Annotated in this window: 19 protein-coding genes and 1 tRNA gene; 8 read left to right on the top strand and 12 right to left on the bottom strand. The window is 47.3% G+C overall.

Annotated elements, in window-relative coordinates:
- The first annotated feature begins 33 nt into the window (after positions 1-33).
- Together AOC19_RS06680 and AOC19_RS06675 are read left to right on the top strand one after the other, a co-directional pair.
- Positions 34-107: transfer RNA gene (locus AOC19_RS06680), tRNA-Cys, on the top strand.
- A gap of 30 nt (positions 108-137) precedes the next feature.
- Complete coding sequence (locus AOC19_RS06675) at positions 138-599, top strand: hypothetical protein (protein WP_215375101.1); 462 nt, start codon at positions 138-140, stop codon at positions 597-599.
- A gap of 68 nt (positions 600-667) precedes the next feature.
- On the opposite strand, the gene lexA is transcribed toward AOC19_RS06675, so the two are convergent.
- The gene (gene lexA, locus AOC19_RS06670; RefSeq protein ID WP_215375098.1) at positions 668-1,387 is read right to left on the bottom strand and encodes a transcriptional repressor LexA; all 720 of its coding nucleotides are present in this window, start codon (positions 1,385-1,387) and stop codon (positions 668-670) included.
- A 61-nt stretch (positions 1,388-1,448) separates the two neighbouring features.
- Between lexA and AOC19_RS06665 the strand changes: the two genes are divergently transcribed.
- From AOC19_RS06665 to dnaB, 6 genes are all read left to right on the top strand, one after another.
- Positions 1,449-2,525: an asparaginase domain-containing protein gene (locus tag AOC19_RS06665; protein WP_215375096.1), complete on the top strand. Its 1,077-nt coding sequence runs from the start codon at positions 1,449-1,451 to the stop codon at positions 2,523-2,525.
- Between the two features lie 133 nt (positions 2,526-2,658).
- Positions 2,659-3,033, top strand: coding sequence for a 30S ribosomal protein S6 (rpsF, locus tag AOC19_RS06660; protein ID WP_015421573.1), 375 nt, complete (start codon positions 2,659-2,661; stop codon positions 3,031-3,033).
- A 59-nt stretch (positions 3,034-3,092) separates the two neighbouring features.
- Complete coding sequence (gene priB, locus AOC19_RS06655) at positions 3,093-3,386, top strand: primosomal replication protein N (protein WP_215375093.1); 294 nt, start codon at positions 3,093-3,095, stop codon at positions 3,384-3,386.
- Positions 3,387-3,399: 13 nt separating this feature from the next.
- Positions 3,400-3,672: a 30S ribosomal protein S18 gene (gene rpsR / locus AOC19_RS06650; protein WP_011902267.1), complete on the top strand. Its 273-nt coding sequence runs from the start codon at positions 3,400-3,402 to the stop codon at positions 3,670-3,672.
- Positions 3,673-3,685: 13 nt separating this feature from the next.
- Complete coding sequence (gene rplI / locus AOC19_RS06645; RefSeq protein ID WP_015421571.1) at positions 3,686-4,138, top strand: 50S ribosomal protein L9; 453 nt, start codon at positions 3,686-3,688, stop codon at positions 4,136-4,138.
- 24 nt (positions 4,139-4,162) lie between these two features.
- Positions 4,163-5,602, top strand: coding sequence for a replicative DNA helicase (gene dnaB / locus AOC19_RS06640; protein WP_435367667.1), 1,440 nt, complete (start codon positions 4,163-4,165; stop codon positions 5,600-5,602).
- Positions 5,603-5,671: 69 nt separating this feature from the next.
- Here the strand turns inward: dnaB and AOC19_RS06635 are convergent, their stop codons facing one another.
- From AOC19_RS06635 to AOC19_RS06585, 11 genes are all read right to left on the bottom strand, one after another.
- Entirely contained in the window at positions 5,672-5,938 is a 267-nt protein-coding gene (locus AOC19_RS06635; RefSeq protein ID WP_215375090.1) for a hypothetical protein, read from the bottom strand.
- 114 nt (positions 5,939-6,052) lie between these two features.
- A complete protein-coding gene (locus tag AOC19_RS06630; protein ID WP_215375088.1) occupies positions 6,053-6,583 on the bottom strand; it encodes a C40 family peptidase in 531 nt (176 codons plus the stop codon).
- Complete coding sequence (locus AOC19_RS06625) at positions 6,564-8,237, bottom strand: PhoH family protein (protein WP_215375086.1); 1,674 nt, start codon at positions 8,235-8,237, stop codon at positions 6,564-6,566. The genes AOC19_RS06630 and AOC19_RS06625 overlap by 20 nt, the downstream gene beginning before the upstream one ends.
- A gap of 236 nt (positions 8,238-8,473) precedes the next feature.
- Complete coding sequence (locus AOC19_RS06620; protein WP_215375083.1) at positions 8,474-8,941, bottom strand: peroxiredoxin; 468 nt, start codon at positions 8,939-8,941, stop codon at positions 8,474-8,476.
- Between the two features lie 32 nt (positions 8,942-8,973).
- Complete coding sequence (locus AOC19_RS06615) at positions 8,974-9,891, bottom strand: polysaccharide deacetylase family protein (protein ID WP_215375081.1); 918 nt, start codon at positions 9,889-9,891, stop codon at positions 8,974-8,976.
- A gap of 12 nt (positions 9,892-9,903) precedes the next feature.
- Positions 9,904-10,950 carry a bifunctional UDP-4-keto-pentose/UDP-xylose synthase gene (locus AOC19_RS06610; protein ID WP_215375078.1) on the bottom strand — a complete coding sequence of 349 codons (1,047 nt, stop codon included), beginning with the start codon at positions 10,948-10,950 and terminating at the stop codon, positions 9,904-9,906.
- Between the two features lie 45 nt (positions 10,951-10,995).
- Positions 10,996-11,865, bottom strand: a complete 870-nt coding sequence (locus AOC19_RS06605) for a formyltransferase (RefSeq protein ID WP_215375076.1) — start codon at positions 11,863-11,865, stop codon at positions 10,996-10,998.
- Positions 11,866-12,837 (bottom strand): glycosyltransferase, encoded by a 972-nt coding sequence (locus AOC19_RS06600; protein ID WP_215375073.1) that lies wholly within the window; start codon positions 12,835-12,837, stop codon positions 11,866-11,868. It abuts the gene before it with no gap.
- Between the two features lie 31 nt (positions 12,838-12,868).
- The gene (locus tag AOC19_RS06595; RefSeq protein ID WP_215375071.1) at positions 12,869-14,041 is read right to left on the bottom strand and encodes a DegT/DnrJ/EryC1/StrS family aminotransferase; all 1,173 of its coding nucleotides are present in this window, start codon (positions 14,039-14,041) and stop codon (positions 12,869-12,871) included.
- A 15-nt stretch (positions 14,042-14,056) separates the two neighbouring features.
- Positions 14,057-15,751, bottom strand: coding sequence for a glycosyltransferase family 39 protein (locus AOC19_RS06590; RefSeq protein ID WP_215375069.1), 1,695 nt, complete (start codon positions 15,749-15,751; stop codon positions 14,057-14,059).
- A complete protein-coding gene (locus AOC19_RS06585) occupies positions 15,751-16,128 on the bottom strand; it encodes an Mth938-like domain-containing protein (protein WP_215375066.1) in 378 nt (125 codons plus the stop codon). Before AOC19_RS06585 ends, AOC19_RS06590 begins: the two co-directional genes overlap by 1 nt.
- Between the last annotated feature and the right edge of the window lie 21 nt (positions 16,129-16,149).

Raw genomic sequence — 16,149 nt, 5'->3', positions numbered from 1 at the left:
TAAAAAGCTTCCCATTTTTTGATTCAAGCATATGGCGCGTTGGCCGAGTGGTTAGGCAGGAGCCTGCAAAGCTTCGTACGGGGGTTCGATTCCCTCACGCGCCTCCAGTAATTTAGATTGATTACCAGGGCAAGAACATGATGCAACCGAAAAGACTCCAAAAATTCATATTAGCCTTAGCGCTATCTGGTCTATTGCTAGCCTGCGCTTCTTCGGGGGATTCTCCAACCGGGACGCCTAGTGAAGTTCAAGAAATTCAGTCTCAACTATTGGGTGATATGCCATTACCCGCAGCATCAAAAATTATTGGTGCAGATTCTTTAATCATTGGTCGCGGTGATAACTGGGTGGGTCGCGTAGTTTTATCTGGTGTGCAGACCCCAACGGATATTTATGCATTTTTCCAAGCTGAATATCCAAGGGCTGGTTGGACCACGATTAGTGCCGTGAAATCAAAAACCAGTATTTTGGTTTTTACTAAAGGTGATCGTACTTCAACCATTGAGTTAAATGAAGGCTCATTTGGTGGACCTAAAACAATCATCACGATTACCGCATCACCAAAGAATGCAAATGTCGTTACGCCGACCAAAAAATAAAAATAGTTATATCGCTCATCTATAGAAAAAGGCCTCTAAACGAGGCCTTTTGCTTTCCAGGCTAAGTCTTATAGCCCGCCAGCCCTAATGAGGCCAACAGCCTGACCCTCTATGGCGAAGTTTGGTTGACGTCTATCCACCAAAATATTTTTAAAGTCTGGGTTCTCAGCCTGTAATTCAATCACCATACCATCCGCAGTTTTCTTTTGGTTCCAACGTTTTACTGTGACTTCATCATCTAGGCGCGCAACTACGATATCGCCGTTACGCACTTCAGAAGTTTTTCTTACAGCCAGGTAGTCACCATCTAAAATTCCAGCATCGCGCATACTCATGCCAACTACTTTTAGCAAGTAATCAGCACCCTTGCTAAATAAGCTTGGATCAATCGGCACTTGTTTTTCAATATGCTCGATAGCTGTGATTGGAGAGCCTGCAGCAACACGACCAATGAGCGGCAGTGTGAGTTGTTGAAGTGCGCCAGAAGGTAAAGACATCTGACGATATTTATTTGGATTGTGAGTCTGGTTAAAGCGCTGTGGAATACGAATGCCACGCGAAGTTCCTGGCGTCAGCTCGATGTATCCTTTTTTTGCTAATGCGCGTAAGTGCTCTTCAGCAGCGTTCGCAGAAGCAAAGCCGAGTTGGGTTGCGATCTCGGCACGCGTTGGAGGTGAACCGCTTTCATCGATGGCTTTGGTGATCAATTCCAAAATCTCACTTTGGCGTGAGGTCAGCTTGGGGAGGGCAGTCAGCTCCTCTGGAAAATCGACTGTATTTATGTCCATACTGGGATTGTATACAGCACTATTTGAATATTCAAGTCATTTGGAAGCGGATAATAAAGAAATGAGCACAAACTCCAGCATTTCTGAAAGCACGGCCCATCTCCTCATCTTGGGTATGGGTGGGACTATTGCAGGCCTTGCGCCCAAACCCGAAGAAAACCCCCTTCAATATGAAGCTGGCAAGGTCGGGGTGGATGCCTTAGTGGCGCAGGTTCAGTCAGTGGTTCCTGAGGGGGTCAAGCTGGTTTCACGGCAGTTGGAGAATATTAATAGTCGCAATTTGACCGATGCTCACCTTACTGATCTTGGGCTTACTGTAAGAAAGGCTCTATTAGAGGCTGCTGTAAAGGGAATTGTGATTACCCACGGTACCGATACGATTGAAGAGACGGGCTTATTTTTGCAAGTAACTTGCGGAAAGTTAGCTCAGACTCAGTCTAAGAGGGTCATTCTGACAGGGGCGATGCTGCCAAGTAACGCGCCTGGTGCGGATGGCCCTTCTAATTTGCTTGATGCTTTGCGCTGGGCTTCCACATCGATTGATAACTGCCCTGGTGGCATTTATGCGGTGATGGACGGGCGCGGATGTATGGCGCTCGATCTAGCCAAGCGCCACGCCACAGCCCTCAATGCACCGTTACAAGACGCTCCAACCAGTTCGGTGGGCCTCATTAATCCATCTTGGTTATCTGGCGTGAAGGCCGTTCAGGCAGCTTGGAATGAAGATTTACCGATTCCTGGGGCAGGTGATTGGCCTTGGGTTGAGATTTTGACTAGTCATGCAGGTGCCCGCCCCGAAACTATTGCCCATTGGCTCAAAACCCCCGTTCAGGGCTTTTTAGTGGCAGGAACAGGGCATGGCGGCTTTCATGATGATTGGGCACAGCCTTTACATCAGGCCATGACTCAAGGCATTGCCTTGGTGAGAACCACCAGAACCGGCGCTGGCGCTACCTTGAGAAATATTCCCGAGGTGGATCCGGCTGGATGTTGTGCTTCAGGGGCATTGACTGCTCCTAGAGCCAGAATTGCACTCCAATTGGCCTTAAATGCCGCAAAGCAGGCAAATAAAGCCGGTAAACCCCTGACTTGGCAGGATTTTTTTGCTAGAATAGCGGACTTACCTGAAATTCGGTAAGGACTTAAAAGCTGTAAATTTGTGTAGTTAGTTTTACCTACAATTTGTTACTACCTTGTCACACTGGCGCTAACTTTAAAACCATCGGAAGTTAGCAAGACGCCCAGGTGACTTTATCCTTAAGGAGTGTTAGATGCGTCATTATGAAATCGTCTTTATCGTCCACCCGGACCAAAGCGAGCAAGTGCCTGCGATGATCGATCGCTACAAAGCGACATTAGCTGCTGCTGGCGGCAAAATTCATCGTATGGAAGATTGGGGTCGTCGTCAGATGGCTTACATGATCGACAAACTTGCTAAAGCCCATTACGTTTGCATGAACATTGAGTGCGACCAGAAAACTCTGGACGAGCTCGAGCACGCATTCAAATTTAACGATGCTGTTTTGCGTCACCTCATTATCAAGACTAAGAAAGCTGAAACAGAGCCTTCCATCATGATGAAAGAAGTGCAACGTGAAGAAGCGCGCAAATCAGCTCAATCCGACGCTCCTGTAGCGGCGGCTTAAGTTAGAAATTTGAAGAGGAATACACAGACTAGAAAACGTATCAGAGTGACGGAGCGGCGTTGAATCATTTCACCCTAACTGCATTCTTGGTAGCTAAAGACGCGATTCGATTTACACCAGCAGGAATACCGGTGATGCATTGCCAGCTAGAACATAGTGGCGAGGTAAACGAGGTAGGAGTGGCTAGGAAAATTCAGATGAGTGTTGAAGCCATAGCAATAGGTCCGATACAAAAGGGCTTAGAGCAAATGGATTTAGGAGCCGAGGCAGTGTTTGAAGGATTCTTGGCACCCAAGACTCTACGTAATCAAAGACTGGTTTTCCATATCACCCATATTCAATTGAAAAATTAAAGAGGAAATCATCATGGCGTTTGGAAAGAAACCCGATTTCAAAAAGAAACCAGCTCAGAACCCATTGTTCAAGCGTAAGCGTTATTGCCGTTTCACTGTTGCTGGCGTAGAGCAGATTGACTACAAAGATGTAGACACATTGAAGGACTTCATTGGCGAGAACGCCAAGATTACTCCTGCACGTTTGACAGGCACAAAAGCGAAGTATCAGCGTCAGTTAGACACTGCTATCAAGCGTGCTCGTTATTTGGCTTTGTTGCCATTCTCTGATCAACACAAGAAATAATTGGGAGCCCTCAATGCAAATCATTCTTTTAGAAAAAGTAATTAACCTGGGCAACCTCGGTGACATCGTTCGTGTTAAAGACGGTTACGCTCGTAATTTCCTAATCCCACAACGTAAAGCTCGTCGTGCAACCGAAACAGCAATCGCTGACTTCGCAGTACGTCGTGCTGAGCTAGAGAAGTTGGCTGCTGAGAAATTAGCTGCTGCCGAAGCAGTTGGCGCAAAGCTCAAAGACTTGGTTCTTGAAATCGGTCAAAAAGCAGGTGTTGACGGTCGTTTGTTTGGTTCTGTAACCAACCATGACATCGCTGATGCTTTGAAAGCAAAAGGCTTTGTAATCGAAAAAGCTTCTGTTCGTATGCCTACTGGTCCGTTGAAGATGGTTGGTGATCACCCTGTAGCGGTAGCTGTTCATACCGATGTAGTGGCTGACATCACTATCCGTGTAGTTGGCGAGCAAGCGTAAGTTTTAGATCTGTAAGCTAGCCTCATGGCTGAATCCCGCTCACGCTCCCTTATGTCAAATCCTGGCATGATGGGTTCTGGGGATGCAGCCTTGCAGGCTTTAAAAGTACCACCGCATTCTGTAGAAGCCGAGCAATCTTTGCTCGGCGGTCTACTGATCGATAACACAGCCTGGGATCGTCTAGGTGGCGTGTTAACTGATAAAGATTTCTATCGTCCTGAACATGCTCTGATCTATAAGGTCATTCAGCGTTTAGTTGGCGACAATCATCCTGCTGACGTCATTACTGTTCATGAGGCTGTTAAGTCTGAGCAGGGTGGTGATTTAGTTGGGATTGACTACCTCAATTCATTAGCGCAAAGCACGCCAAGTGCAGCGAACATCAAAGGTTATGCCGACATTGTTCGCGATCGCAGCATTCTGCGTCGCCTAATTGAAGTTTCTGACAATATCGTGAACTCTGCATTTGTCCCAGAGGGTCGTTCAGTCAGAACACTGTTGGATGAAGCGGAATCACGCATTCTACAAATTGGTGAAGAGGGTAGTCGCAAAGCCGACTACCTCGAGATCGAGCCCTTGCTTAAAACCGTTGTTGCTCGTATCGATGAGCTTTACAACCGCCAGGGTGGTAGCGACATCACCGGTATTGCAACTGGATTCATTGATCTAGATAAACAAACAAGCGGTCTGCAAAAGGGCGATTTGGTAATTGTTGCTGGAAGACCGTCGATGGGAAAAACGGCGTTCGCATTAAACATTGCCGAGAACGTTGCCCTAGCCGAAGGATTACCAGTTGTTGTTTTCTCAATGGAGATGTCAGGCGAGCAATTGGCAGCCCGTTTGCTGGGTTCAGTAGGGCGCGTTGACCAAGGTCGTATGCGTACCGGAAAGTTGCAAGATGATGAGTGGCCACGCGTTACTGATGCCATTGCCCGTTTAAGTAATACCCAAATTTTGATTGATGAGACTGGCGCTCTATCTAGCCTAGAGTTACGTGCACGTGCGCGTCGTATTGCTCGTAACTTTGGCGGAACACTTGGTCTCGTTGTGATTGATTACCTGCAGTTAATGAGCGGTTCGGGTTCTGAGAACCGAGCAACGGAGATTTCTGAAATCTCACGCTCCCTTAAATCGCTTGCAAAAGAATTGCAGTGCCCAGTTGTAGCCTTGTCACAGCTAAATCGTGGTCTAGAGCAGCGCCCTAATAAGCGCCCAATCATGTCTGATTTGCGTGAGTCAGGTGCAATTGAGCAAGATGCCGACTTAATTATGTTCATCTATCGTGATGAGGTATATCACCCAGATACAACGCAAGATAAAGGTATGGCAGAGATTATTATTGGCAAACAGCGTAACGGACCAATTGGTACTGTACGTTTGAGCTGGCAGGGTCCGTATACCAAGTTTGATAACTTAGCGATGGGGTCAGTTGGCTATTCGTCTGGTGGCTACGAGCCTTTCTAACTCACAACTAAAAAACAGTTGAAAAAAAAGCCTCGCACTGCGAGGCTTTTTACTTGATGTAAAAGATATTTACTTTCCGCCTTCACACTTCTTAATCGATGCAGCTTTAGCGGCACCATACAGTGGCTTACCGTCCTTACTTACTGCCTTAGCTTCGCAATCGTTGGGCTTGGCATCACCCATACATTTCTTGATAGACGCGTCTTTAGCGGCACCATACAGTGGCTTACCTTCTTTGCTAACTGCTTTGGCTTCACAGGCTGCTTGATCTGCAAAAGCAACAGATGGAATTACAAAACTGAATGCAATGCTTAAGGCGATGATAATTTTCTTCATGCGAGCCACTCCCAAATGAGTAATCTAAAGAACCAATTGTTCTACATGCAAATGTAAACAATATTGGATATTTTGGGAATACGGTGTAAATGCTATCAACTGAAAGGCTAATAGCTAAGGCGTCAATCTTCTTGCTTCAGTAAACCTTGCCGCCCAATATGGGGTGGTGATGTACTCTAAGCGCACTGTTCCACCAGCGCTTGGGGCATGGACAAACCTACCTTGACCCACATAGATGCCCGCGTGTGAATACTTCGCGCCGGTAGTATTAAAAAAGACAAGGTCTCCCGGCGCAGGTGGTCCGTTATCTACGCTTTGGCCGCGGTTGCTCATCTCTTGAATGGTTCTTGGGAGTTTGATATTGGCCGACTTCTGGTAGACGTAGGCAATTAGCCCACTGCAATCAAATCCACCCTTGGGATTGTTGCCGCCATAGCGATAGGGCACTCCAACTAAACCTACAGCCGCAATAGAGATGTCCTCTGTGCCTACACTGGTATCTTGTTTGAACTGAGAAACTTTAGCTGCATTATTTTTTGAGCCAAAGCTACTGCATCCTGAGAGCGAGAGCAGGGCACAAATAAAAATGCCGCACCCTATCAGAGTGCGGCATGAGGGAGGGCGCTTAGAGTGCGTCAGCAGCATGATCCGCAAGACGTGAGCGCTCGCCACGAGCCAGAGTCACATGACCACCATGACGCCAGCCCTTAAAGCGATCCACTACATAGGTTAGGCCTGAAGATCCTTCAGTTAAATAGGGTGTGTCGATCTGTGCAATATTGCCTAAACAGATAATCTTTGTTCCTGGGCCTGCACGAGTGACCAAAGTCTTCATTTGTTTAGGAGTTAAGTTTTGCGCTTCGTCAATAATCACAAATTTGCTCACAAAGGTTCTGCCGCGCATGAAGTTCATGCTCTTTACTTTGATGCGTGAGCGAATCAATTCTTGCGTAGCAGCGCGACCCCATTCGCCAGCACCATCTTCATTGCGTTGCAGCACCTCCAGGTTGTCGTCAAATGCACCCATCCACGGCTGCATCTTTTCTTCTTCGGTACCGGGCAAGAAACCAATATCTTCACCAACGGGAACGGTAGCGCGAGTAATGATGATTTCGTTATAGCGCTTGCTATCTAGGACCTGCTCCAGGCCAGCGGCTAAGGCTAGAAGGGTTTTACCAGTACCGGCTTGACCTAACAAGGTAATGAAATCCACATCAGGGTTCATCAGCAAGTTCATTGCAAAGTTTTGTTCGCGATTGCGCGCAGTCACACTCCACACATTGTTCTTTTGATGTGAAAAATCTCTCAAAGTCTGCAGCAGGGCGGTCTTGCCATTAATCTCTTTTACTTGCGCATAAAAAGGTGTAGATCCGTCTGGATTTTCTTGATAGACAAACTCATTGACTAACATGCTTGGCACTGAAGGGCCGGTGACTCTATAAAACATCGTGCCGGATTTGCCGTCAGCCCAGCTTTCCATATCTTTGCCATGCTTTGGCCAAAAGTCTGCTGGTAATGCCATGACTCCGGAATACATTAAGTCTCGGTCTTCCAGCACCTGGTCATTGAAATAGTCTTCAGCAGGCAGACCTAAGGCACGAGCCTTAATACGCATATTGATATCTTTGGATACCAGAACAACTTCTTGGCCTTTACGTGTCTTTTGGAGCTCGCTCACAACAGCGAGGATCAGATTGTCACCCTTACCCTCAGGCAGACCCTCTGGCAATGCCTGGGTGGTAAGTTTGGTCTGGAAAAAGAGACGGCCCGAGACATCCTGATTGCCAAGCTTATTGAGCGGAATGCCTTCATCTAGGGTGCCGCTAGTTCCGGCGACCAGTTGATCAAGAGAGCGGCTGACGGTACGAGCATTACGAGCAACTTCTGTCATCCCTTTCTTGTGATTATCCAATTCCTCCAAGGTGGTCATTGGCAAGAAGAGGTCATGTTCAGAAAAGCGGAACAGAGAGCTAGGGTCATGCATCAATACATTGGTATCGAGTACAAAGAGGCTTGGCGGACCAGTGCGAATAATGCGCTTTGGTTTTTCTGGGACGATTGCTGCCCTCTTATCGCTACGGTCATTACGTGGCGCAATTGGACTGCGATCACTTTTGATTTTCTCGAGCGCTACTTCGGCAGCAGAAAGATCTTCCTCTGTATCTATCGCCCAATCTGGAGCATGACTTTCCATCGCAACGGTTTTTGCTGGGGCAGGACGTTTCTTTAAATTTGGAGTGTCTTTGCTACTAATTTTTACTTGGCCAGCAATTTGAGTTGGGATTGGGGGCAATGGCATGCAGACTCTCCTAAAAGAAAAAACCGTCAAGCGGATTGCATTGACGGTTTATAACGAAACTGGGTGCAAAACGATCTGTAAAACGGCGGGGGTTGTTTACCGAGCCTGTTATGAAGTATTCAGGCTGATGAGTCAAACGGACTGTTAGACTTTCCCGTCGTTTACGGTGCATATGAACAACTTTACCCCAAATTTGGGGCTTTGCAAGTACCCCGGATTAAATTAATTTAAAAAAATTATTGAGTAGCTTGGGCGGCTTGTAATACCTCTGTCACATGACCGGGAACCTTAAGGCCGCGCCACTCTTTAACGAGCTTGCCCGAAGAGTCAAAAAGGAAGGTACTGCGCTCAACACCACGAACCTGTTTACCGTACATATTCTTCATCTTCATTACGCCAAAAATTTGGCATAGGATTTCTTCGGTGTCAGCAACAAGCTCAAATGGCAACTCAAGCTTGCTGCGGAAGTTGTCATGAGATTTGAGGCTATCCCGAGATACGCCAACAACCAAAGTATTGGCTTTAGTAAAGGCATCAATGTTGTCACGGAATTCACCAGACTCCGCAGTGCAACCAGGAGTCATGTCTTTTGGATAAAAGTAGACAACCAGTTTTTTACCTTTGGCTGAATCTGGTGTGAAGGTCAATCCTGATGTTGCTGGGATTGCGCATTGGGGCATTGGTTTACCGATTTCTACTGTCATGATGAGACTCTCTTAATTAACTTTTGTACTACTTATACGGCTTGCAAAATGAGTTCGCCACTTCGGTTGGGAATCTCTCCCCAGGTGACGGGCTGTACGGCTATTTTATCGAGTTGCTTGGTGGCTTCCCAAGATTGATGAAGCTCACCCATGGTAACCAGGTCATGCCCTTGATTCAGCCAGCCAGCCAAGAGTTGCTCAAAGGCGGGTAGGAGCTTTTGACCTTCAAGCTCGGCATGCAGTGTAAAAACTTGATCATTTGGATTGCTTTGGGTGATTTCCAGGAGCTTCTTCACGGCACCAAACTCATCAGCATCATCAATACCAATCAACTCATCAAAAGTCGGGAGTGTAGTGGGGTACTGGACATGTTTTGCTTTGCCAGAGGGCAGTACAAAACGATAGGGCATCAAGTTAGGTTCAGCTCTGCCATCGGAAGAATATTTGATGCCCCATTGATCAAGCTGCTCAAAAGCAGCCTCATTCATTTGCCAGCCAGCTGCGCCATAAGTAACTGGTGGGTGGCCAAAGATTTCCACAAAACGATCCCAGCTTTTTTGCATCTGCGCTTTAGTCCACTCAGGGTCACGATTGCGCACGGCATCTTGCCAAGCCACATGATCCCAAGTATGAATTCCGGTTTCATGGCCAGCAGCATCAATCGCACGCATTTCAGTTGCCGCTTGTTTGCCAATATCTGGTCCGGGAAGAAGAACGCCGTAAAGCAGAGTCTTAATACCGTAGTGCTCCACAACGGAAGTGCGGCTCACTTTCTTGAGAAAGCCTGGCCTAAAGACGCGCTTAAGTGCCCAGCCAGTATGGTCTGGCCCTAAGCTGAATAAGAAGGTGGCTTTAAGGCCAAAGCGCTCAAGTGTACGCGCTAGATTAGGGACGCCTTCTTTGGTACCGCGTAAGGTATCAACATCTACCTTGAGTGCAATCTTAGCCATGAACCTCGGTGCTTATTCGTTATCAACCAGGTGGCGTGCTTTTTCCACATCTTCACGATAGGCTTCAAAAATATTCTTCAGCGCATCGTTCATATTGGTGGTTGGCTTCCAGCCCAATTCACTCATCGTGTTGTCAATTGCAGGAACGCGATTCTGAACGTCTTGATAGCCTTCGCCGTAGTAAGCACCAGAAGTCGTTTCTACAATCTTCACTTCATTCGCTGTCTTTGCGTACTCTGGAATGCTGCGAGCAATTTCCAACATTTGATTCGCGAGTTCACGAATAGAGTGATTGTTCTTTGGGTTACCAATGTTATAGATCTTGCCGTTCGCAACACCATCTTTGTTATCGATGATGCGCATTAAGGCGTCGATACCATCATCAACGTAAGTAAAGGCGCGTTTCTGGGCGCCACCATCAACAACATTGATTGGTTCGCCACGAACGATGTGACCTAGGAACTGAGTTACTACACGTGAAGAGCCTTCTTTTGGTGTGTAGATGCTATCTAGACCAGGGCCAATCCAGTTAAATGGGCGGAAGAGGGTAAAGCGCAAACCTTCCATGCCGTAACCCCAAATTACGCGGTCCATCAATTGCTTAGAACAAGCATAGATCCAGCGTGGTTTATTGATCGGACCGTAAACCATATTGGATTTGGCGGGGTCAAATTCGCCATCTTCACACATGCCATAGACTTCGGAGGTAGATGGAAACACCAAATGCTTTTTGTATTTAACGGCTGAGCGCACGATAGGTAAATTGGCTTCGAAGTCGAGCTCAAATACTTTGAGCGGCTGCTGAACGTAAGTTGCTGGGGTCGCGATTGCTACCAAAGGCAGAATGACGTCGCATTTGCGGATGTGATATTCAACCCACTCTTTATTGATGGTGATATCACCCTCAAAGAAATGCATGCGGGGATGGTTTACCAAATCACCAAGGCGATCATTTTGCATATCCATGCCATAGACATCCCAATCGGTTGTCTCTAGGATGCGCTTTGATAAGTGGTGACCGATAAAGCCATTTACGCCAAGAATGAGTACTTTTTTCATCTTTACTGCCTCGTTTTTAATCTAAAGGGTGCTACTTTTAATTTGTTAGCTATTTGCTGGGAACCATTCCAGTATCGCTACTACTTTTTGGTCACCGCAAACGCCGAATACCTGATTATCAACCACTTGGATGCCGGGAACCTGAAGATCTAGCTCCTCTGGAAACGGCCCCTCTAGGCTGGTACGAGCCACGATCCTGCGTTGACCTTGCCAGTCGGTAAAAGCCCCGGGATAAGGGGGTGCAACAGCTCTCACAAGGTTATGTACCTGCTGGGCCGTCTGTTGCCAAAGAATTTGCCCATCTGCAGGCTTACGACCGCCAAAATAGCTACCCTGAGCCAGATTATTGGGCTTTCTGGGGATGTGACCCTGAACTAGCTCAGGTAATACCTGATTTATTACCTTAACCGCTGCTTGACTGACTTTGCCAAACACTTCCGTAGCAGTTTCATTGGGGCCAATCGAGATGGCTGACTGTCCCACAATATCTCCCGCATCTGGCTTGGCTTCCATGATGTGCAATGTGGCGCCAGTTTCAGTTTCTCCATGAAGAATGGCCCAATTGACTGGCGCTCGCCCACGGAACTTTGGCAGCAATGAGCCGTGCATATTCAAGGCACCAATCTTGGCGCAGGCCAAGAGTTCCGCTGGAATCATGTGGCGGTAGTAAAAAGAAAAAAGGTAATCGGGTACCAGTTTCTGAATCTGCGGCACGAGATCGATTAACTGATTTGCATCTGGTGTGATGTAAGGAATTTTTTTATCCTCACAAAGTTTAGCAACGCTCCCAAACCAGACATTCTCATTTGGATCATCTTGATGGGTAACCACTAGATCTATTTGAATGCCTGCGCCCAGTAATGCCTTCAGGCAATTCACGCCAACATCGTGATAAGCAAAGACGACTGCGTGCAATTATTTTTTCTCTAAAACAGTTTGCACAACATAGCGTGGACGCTCACGAACCTGTTGGTAGATGCGACCAATGTATTCACCGAGTAAGCCAAGGCCAAATAGCATTACGCCAATTAAGAAGAAGGTGAGGGCGAAGAGTGTGAAAACCCCTTCAACCTCGGCACCTAAAACGAAGCGGCGAACTAAGAGGTATATAAAAAGGCTGCCTGCAGCCATTGCCAGCAACATTCCCAAGATCGAGAAAATCTGCAAAGGCATTACGGAGAAGCCGGTCACCAAATCAAAGTTCAAGCGTATGAGTTGATAGAGACTGTATTTCGATTCACCAGCAAAGCGTTCTTCATGCTTGACACTGATCTCAGTGGGATTGGATGCGAAGGTGTAAGCCAGCGCTGGAATAAAGGTGTTGCTTTCATCGCACTGACGCACCAGGTCGACGATGCGACGGCTGTAGCCACGTAGCATACAGCCTTGATCAGTCATGGTGATACGAGTAATTTTCTCGCGCAAATGATTCATGGCGCGGGAGGCAAATTTTCTGAAGAAGCTGTCACGACGATCCGCGCGAATAGTGCCAACGTAGTCATGACCTTTCAGTAATTCATTTACCAAGGCGTCAATTTCTTCGGGGGGATTCTGTAAATCAGCGTCGAGGGTAATGATGTGTTCCCCGCGGGAATATTCAAAGCCAGCCATGATGGCCATGTGCTGACCAAAGTTGCTGTGAAACAAGACTGCACGAGTGACATCAGGACGCAATTCAACTTGCTTGGCCAAGATGCCGGCAGAGCGATCTTTGCTGCCATCATTCACAAACACCACTTCATAGGCAATGTTGCGCTTGCTGGCCATAACATCTAGCGCAGGATATAGGCGATCAAAGAGGGCTTGAAGGCCGTCTTCCTCGTTATAAACGGGGATAACAATGCTGAGTGTTGGATTGCAGGCTTGGGTAGCTAAATTTGCAGTCATGCTGCAATTTTGCCTGATTCTGCTCTCGACTCTAGTTTTTGTAGTGTTTCTTCAGAATTCCAACAAAAGCGCTAGCTATGCGGCCAATATCTGCATCTGCCATGCCCGGGAAAAGGGGGAGGGTCAAGATAGAGCGACCAATACGCTCCGCTACCGGAGTGGCTGAAACTTGGTAACCCAGCTTTTGATACAGCGTGAAGCCAGTAATTGCCGGGTAATGCACTCCAGTGCCAATACCCAGATCTTTCAGTTCAGTCATTACTTGCGCGCGATCCACATTCAGTTGCTCAAGAGGGAGTACGACTTGGAACATGTGCCAATTACTGTCGGTGAAGTTTTCAACTGGCAGTTCTAAATTCAAAATACCTAAACCAGCAGATTGCACTTCACTACGAATGACATCAAAGTACTGTCTAGCTAAGGCAGTCCTGCGTGCCTGAAACTCTGGTAACTGTTTGAGTTGATGTAATCCAATCACGGCGTTCACATCTGTCAAATTGTCCTTACCGCCAAGTACATCTACGTCCATCCCATCCATGCCTTGGCGTGTGAGACCTTGCAGACGAAGCTTCTCTGCAAGCTTTGCTTCGTCAGCATTGTTGAGAACTAGACAGCCGCCTTCAACGGTAGATAAATTTTTATTGGCTTGAAAACTAAAGCTCACAAGATCACCGATGCTACCGATCTTTTGCCCATTCCACTGCGAGCCAAATGCTTGCGCTGCATCTTCAATCACGCGTAGCTTGTATTGCTTCGCAAGCTCATAGAGTTGATCCATATTGACGGGTAGCCCAGCCAAGTAAACCGGCATGATGGCGCGCGTCTTCGATGTAACTGCTGCACTCAGCTTGCTTAAATCAATATTGCGAGTGACAGGATCAATATCCACAAACACAGGCGTAGCACCTACGCTCAAAATGACATTGGAAGTGGCAACCCACGAGATTGGAGTAGTAATGACTTCATCACCAGGGCCAATGCCCGCAACTTGCAATGCGATTTTCATAGTCGCTGTGCCGTTGGCAAAACAACGCACTGGGCGACCACCAAAGTATTGACTTAAGGCAGCCTCAAACTCTGCTAGTTTTGGTCCCGAAGTTACCCAACCAGAGCGTAATACCTCTGCAACCGCATCAATTGTTTCTTGATTGAAGTGTGGGCGCGTAAACGGAATAAAAGGCAGAGTACTTTGGGTGACTGACATAGTGGCCTTAGGTATTTATTGTGCCGAGTTGCTTGGTGATTCTGGGTGTTTCACGATGACGCGCCGAGAATCTCTACCCACTTCTTGCATGGGGACATTGAGTTTCTGTAACTCAATATATTGCTCTGGAACCATTAATGCATAAGCTGTCTGATCTTCTTTCCAGCGCTCGATAAAGGCCTCAAAGGTGGGGAGCCACAAATGGGGCTCTTGTTTCACACCAAATCCAAGCTCATCTGGAGACTCCACCATGATCATGGTTCTACCCAAATAAAAAGGCACCGTGTGATCCAGGATTCGTATGGAGTAAAAATTAACTTTTTCTGGGATGCCGGCTTTCACTTTTTCCACTAAGTCGATACCAGACACTGCGCGGCCGAGAGTTTCGTGCCCTGTGCCGGCGATGATTGCGCAGAGAAAAAAGCCACTCGCAAAACTGATGATGCTGCTCAGGCCATTGCGTTTACTTTGCATGAGCGCCAGTAGGCTGAATGTAATTAATGCAATGAGTGCTGCAATAATCCAATACGTGTATTGAGCATAGGATTCGATCTCATCAGGCCGGGCTTGCTTTCCAACCTGATCCAAAAAGAAAAATCCAACTCCACCCAAAATTGCAAAGAAGAGAGTTTGTAACTTCCAAGACAATCCCAGTGAATTGCTAGAGTCTAATTTGCGATCTAAGCAATGCCCAACAAGCATTGCCAGTGCTGGAAAGACTGGGATGATGTAGCCCGGTAATTTAGATTGAGAGATACTAAAAAATCCCATAATGACGGCAAACCAGCAGGTGAGTAACCAGCCGCTGGAGAACTCGCGATTACGCTCTCGCCAAGCCTGAGCAAGGGCTCCAGGGGTTTGTGCAAGCCATGGCAAAAAGCCTAGCAGCAGCAGTGGGATGAAGAAATAAATCGGGCCCGTTCTGCTGTGTGCTGTTTGCGTAAAACGTTGCAGGTGTTCATGAATAAAGAAGAACTCTAGAAACTCTGGATTACGTTGCGCCACTAGAACAAACCAAGGTGCAGTAATTGCTAAAAACAAAATCGTGCCACTAATAATGTGCAGCCGTTTCCAGATTTTCCAGTCCCACGCTGTAATGGAATAAGCAACAAAGACCATACCGGGGATAGCAACCCCGATGACGCCTTTGGATAAGGTAGCTAAGGCCATAAAGGCCCAGCAGGCCCACATCCATTTTCTGGTGTCACTCGAGTTGCGTGCAGTTTGTGCCAATAAAAGACTGCAGAGTGCAGCAACTAAAAATGCTGATAACCCCATATCAAGTGAGTTGATGTGCCCACCAATGACCCACATTGGGCTGGATGCTAAAGCAATTGCAGCTAACCAGCCTGCCCTTGCGCTATATACGCGAGCGCCCGTAAACCCAATAAATACAATTGTTAGAAAGCCGGTAAGTGCAGTCCACAAGCGCGCCTGCCAGTCGCCGATGCCAAAAAGATTAAATGCAGTGGCGGTAGCCCAAATTTGTAAGGGAGGTTTTTCAAAATACTTGTAGCCGTTGTAGCGGGGAGTAACCCAGTCTCCAGTGACAAGCATCTCACGTGCAATCTCGGCGTAACGCCCTTCGTCAGACGGAATGAGGTGGCGATAGTTGAGGGTGCCAAACCACAGCAAGGCATAAATGAGGACCAGAATCAAAATAGACGCTGGGTTGAGGGCGCTGGACTGCCGAATTTGACCAAACTGCATCAGACGGCTTCCACGATCAGGGCGAGTAGTACCTGGCGACCTTCACCAACCAGAATGTTGTAAGTGCGACAAGCAGCTTGGGAATCCATGACTTCGAAGCCAAGCTTGGCTTCGATCAGGGTTTTTAAGAGCTCAGGCTTTGGGAAGCGCTGGCGTTTACCGGTCCCAATAATGATCAATTCAGGCTTAAGCGAGGCCATTTTGGCGAAATCTGCTGTGCTTAGCTCGTCAAAGGACTTCACAGCCCACTCCAGTATTTCCCCATCTGAGCTCAATAAAACGGCGTGACTGTAGGGGATCTTATTGATCTCAATGTAGCCATCACCGTAACCGGTGATCGTATTGGCTCCGGAATGGGGGTCAGATTGAAGCTTCACGTGGACTCTCTGTCATAATTA

This window comes from Polynucleobacter asymbioticus, assembly GCF_018687575.1.
Lineage (GTDB): Bacteria > Pseudomonadota > Gammaproteobacteria > Burkholderiales > Burkholderiaceae > Polynucleobacter > Polynucleobacter asymbioticus_C.
This window is presented reverse-complemented; position numbering and strand designations above follow the sequence as displayed.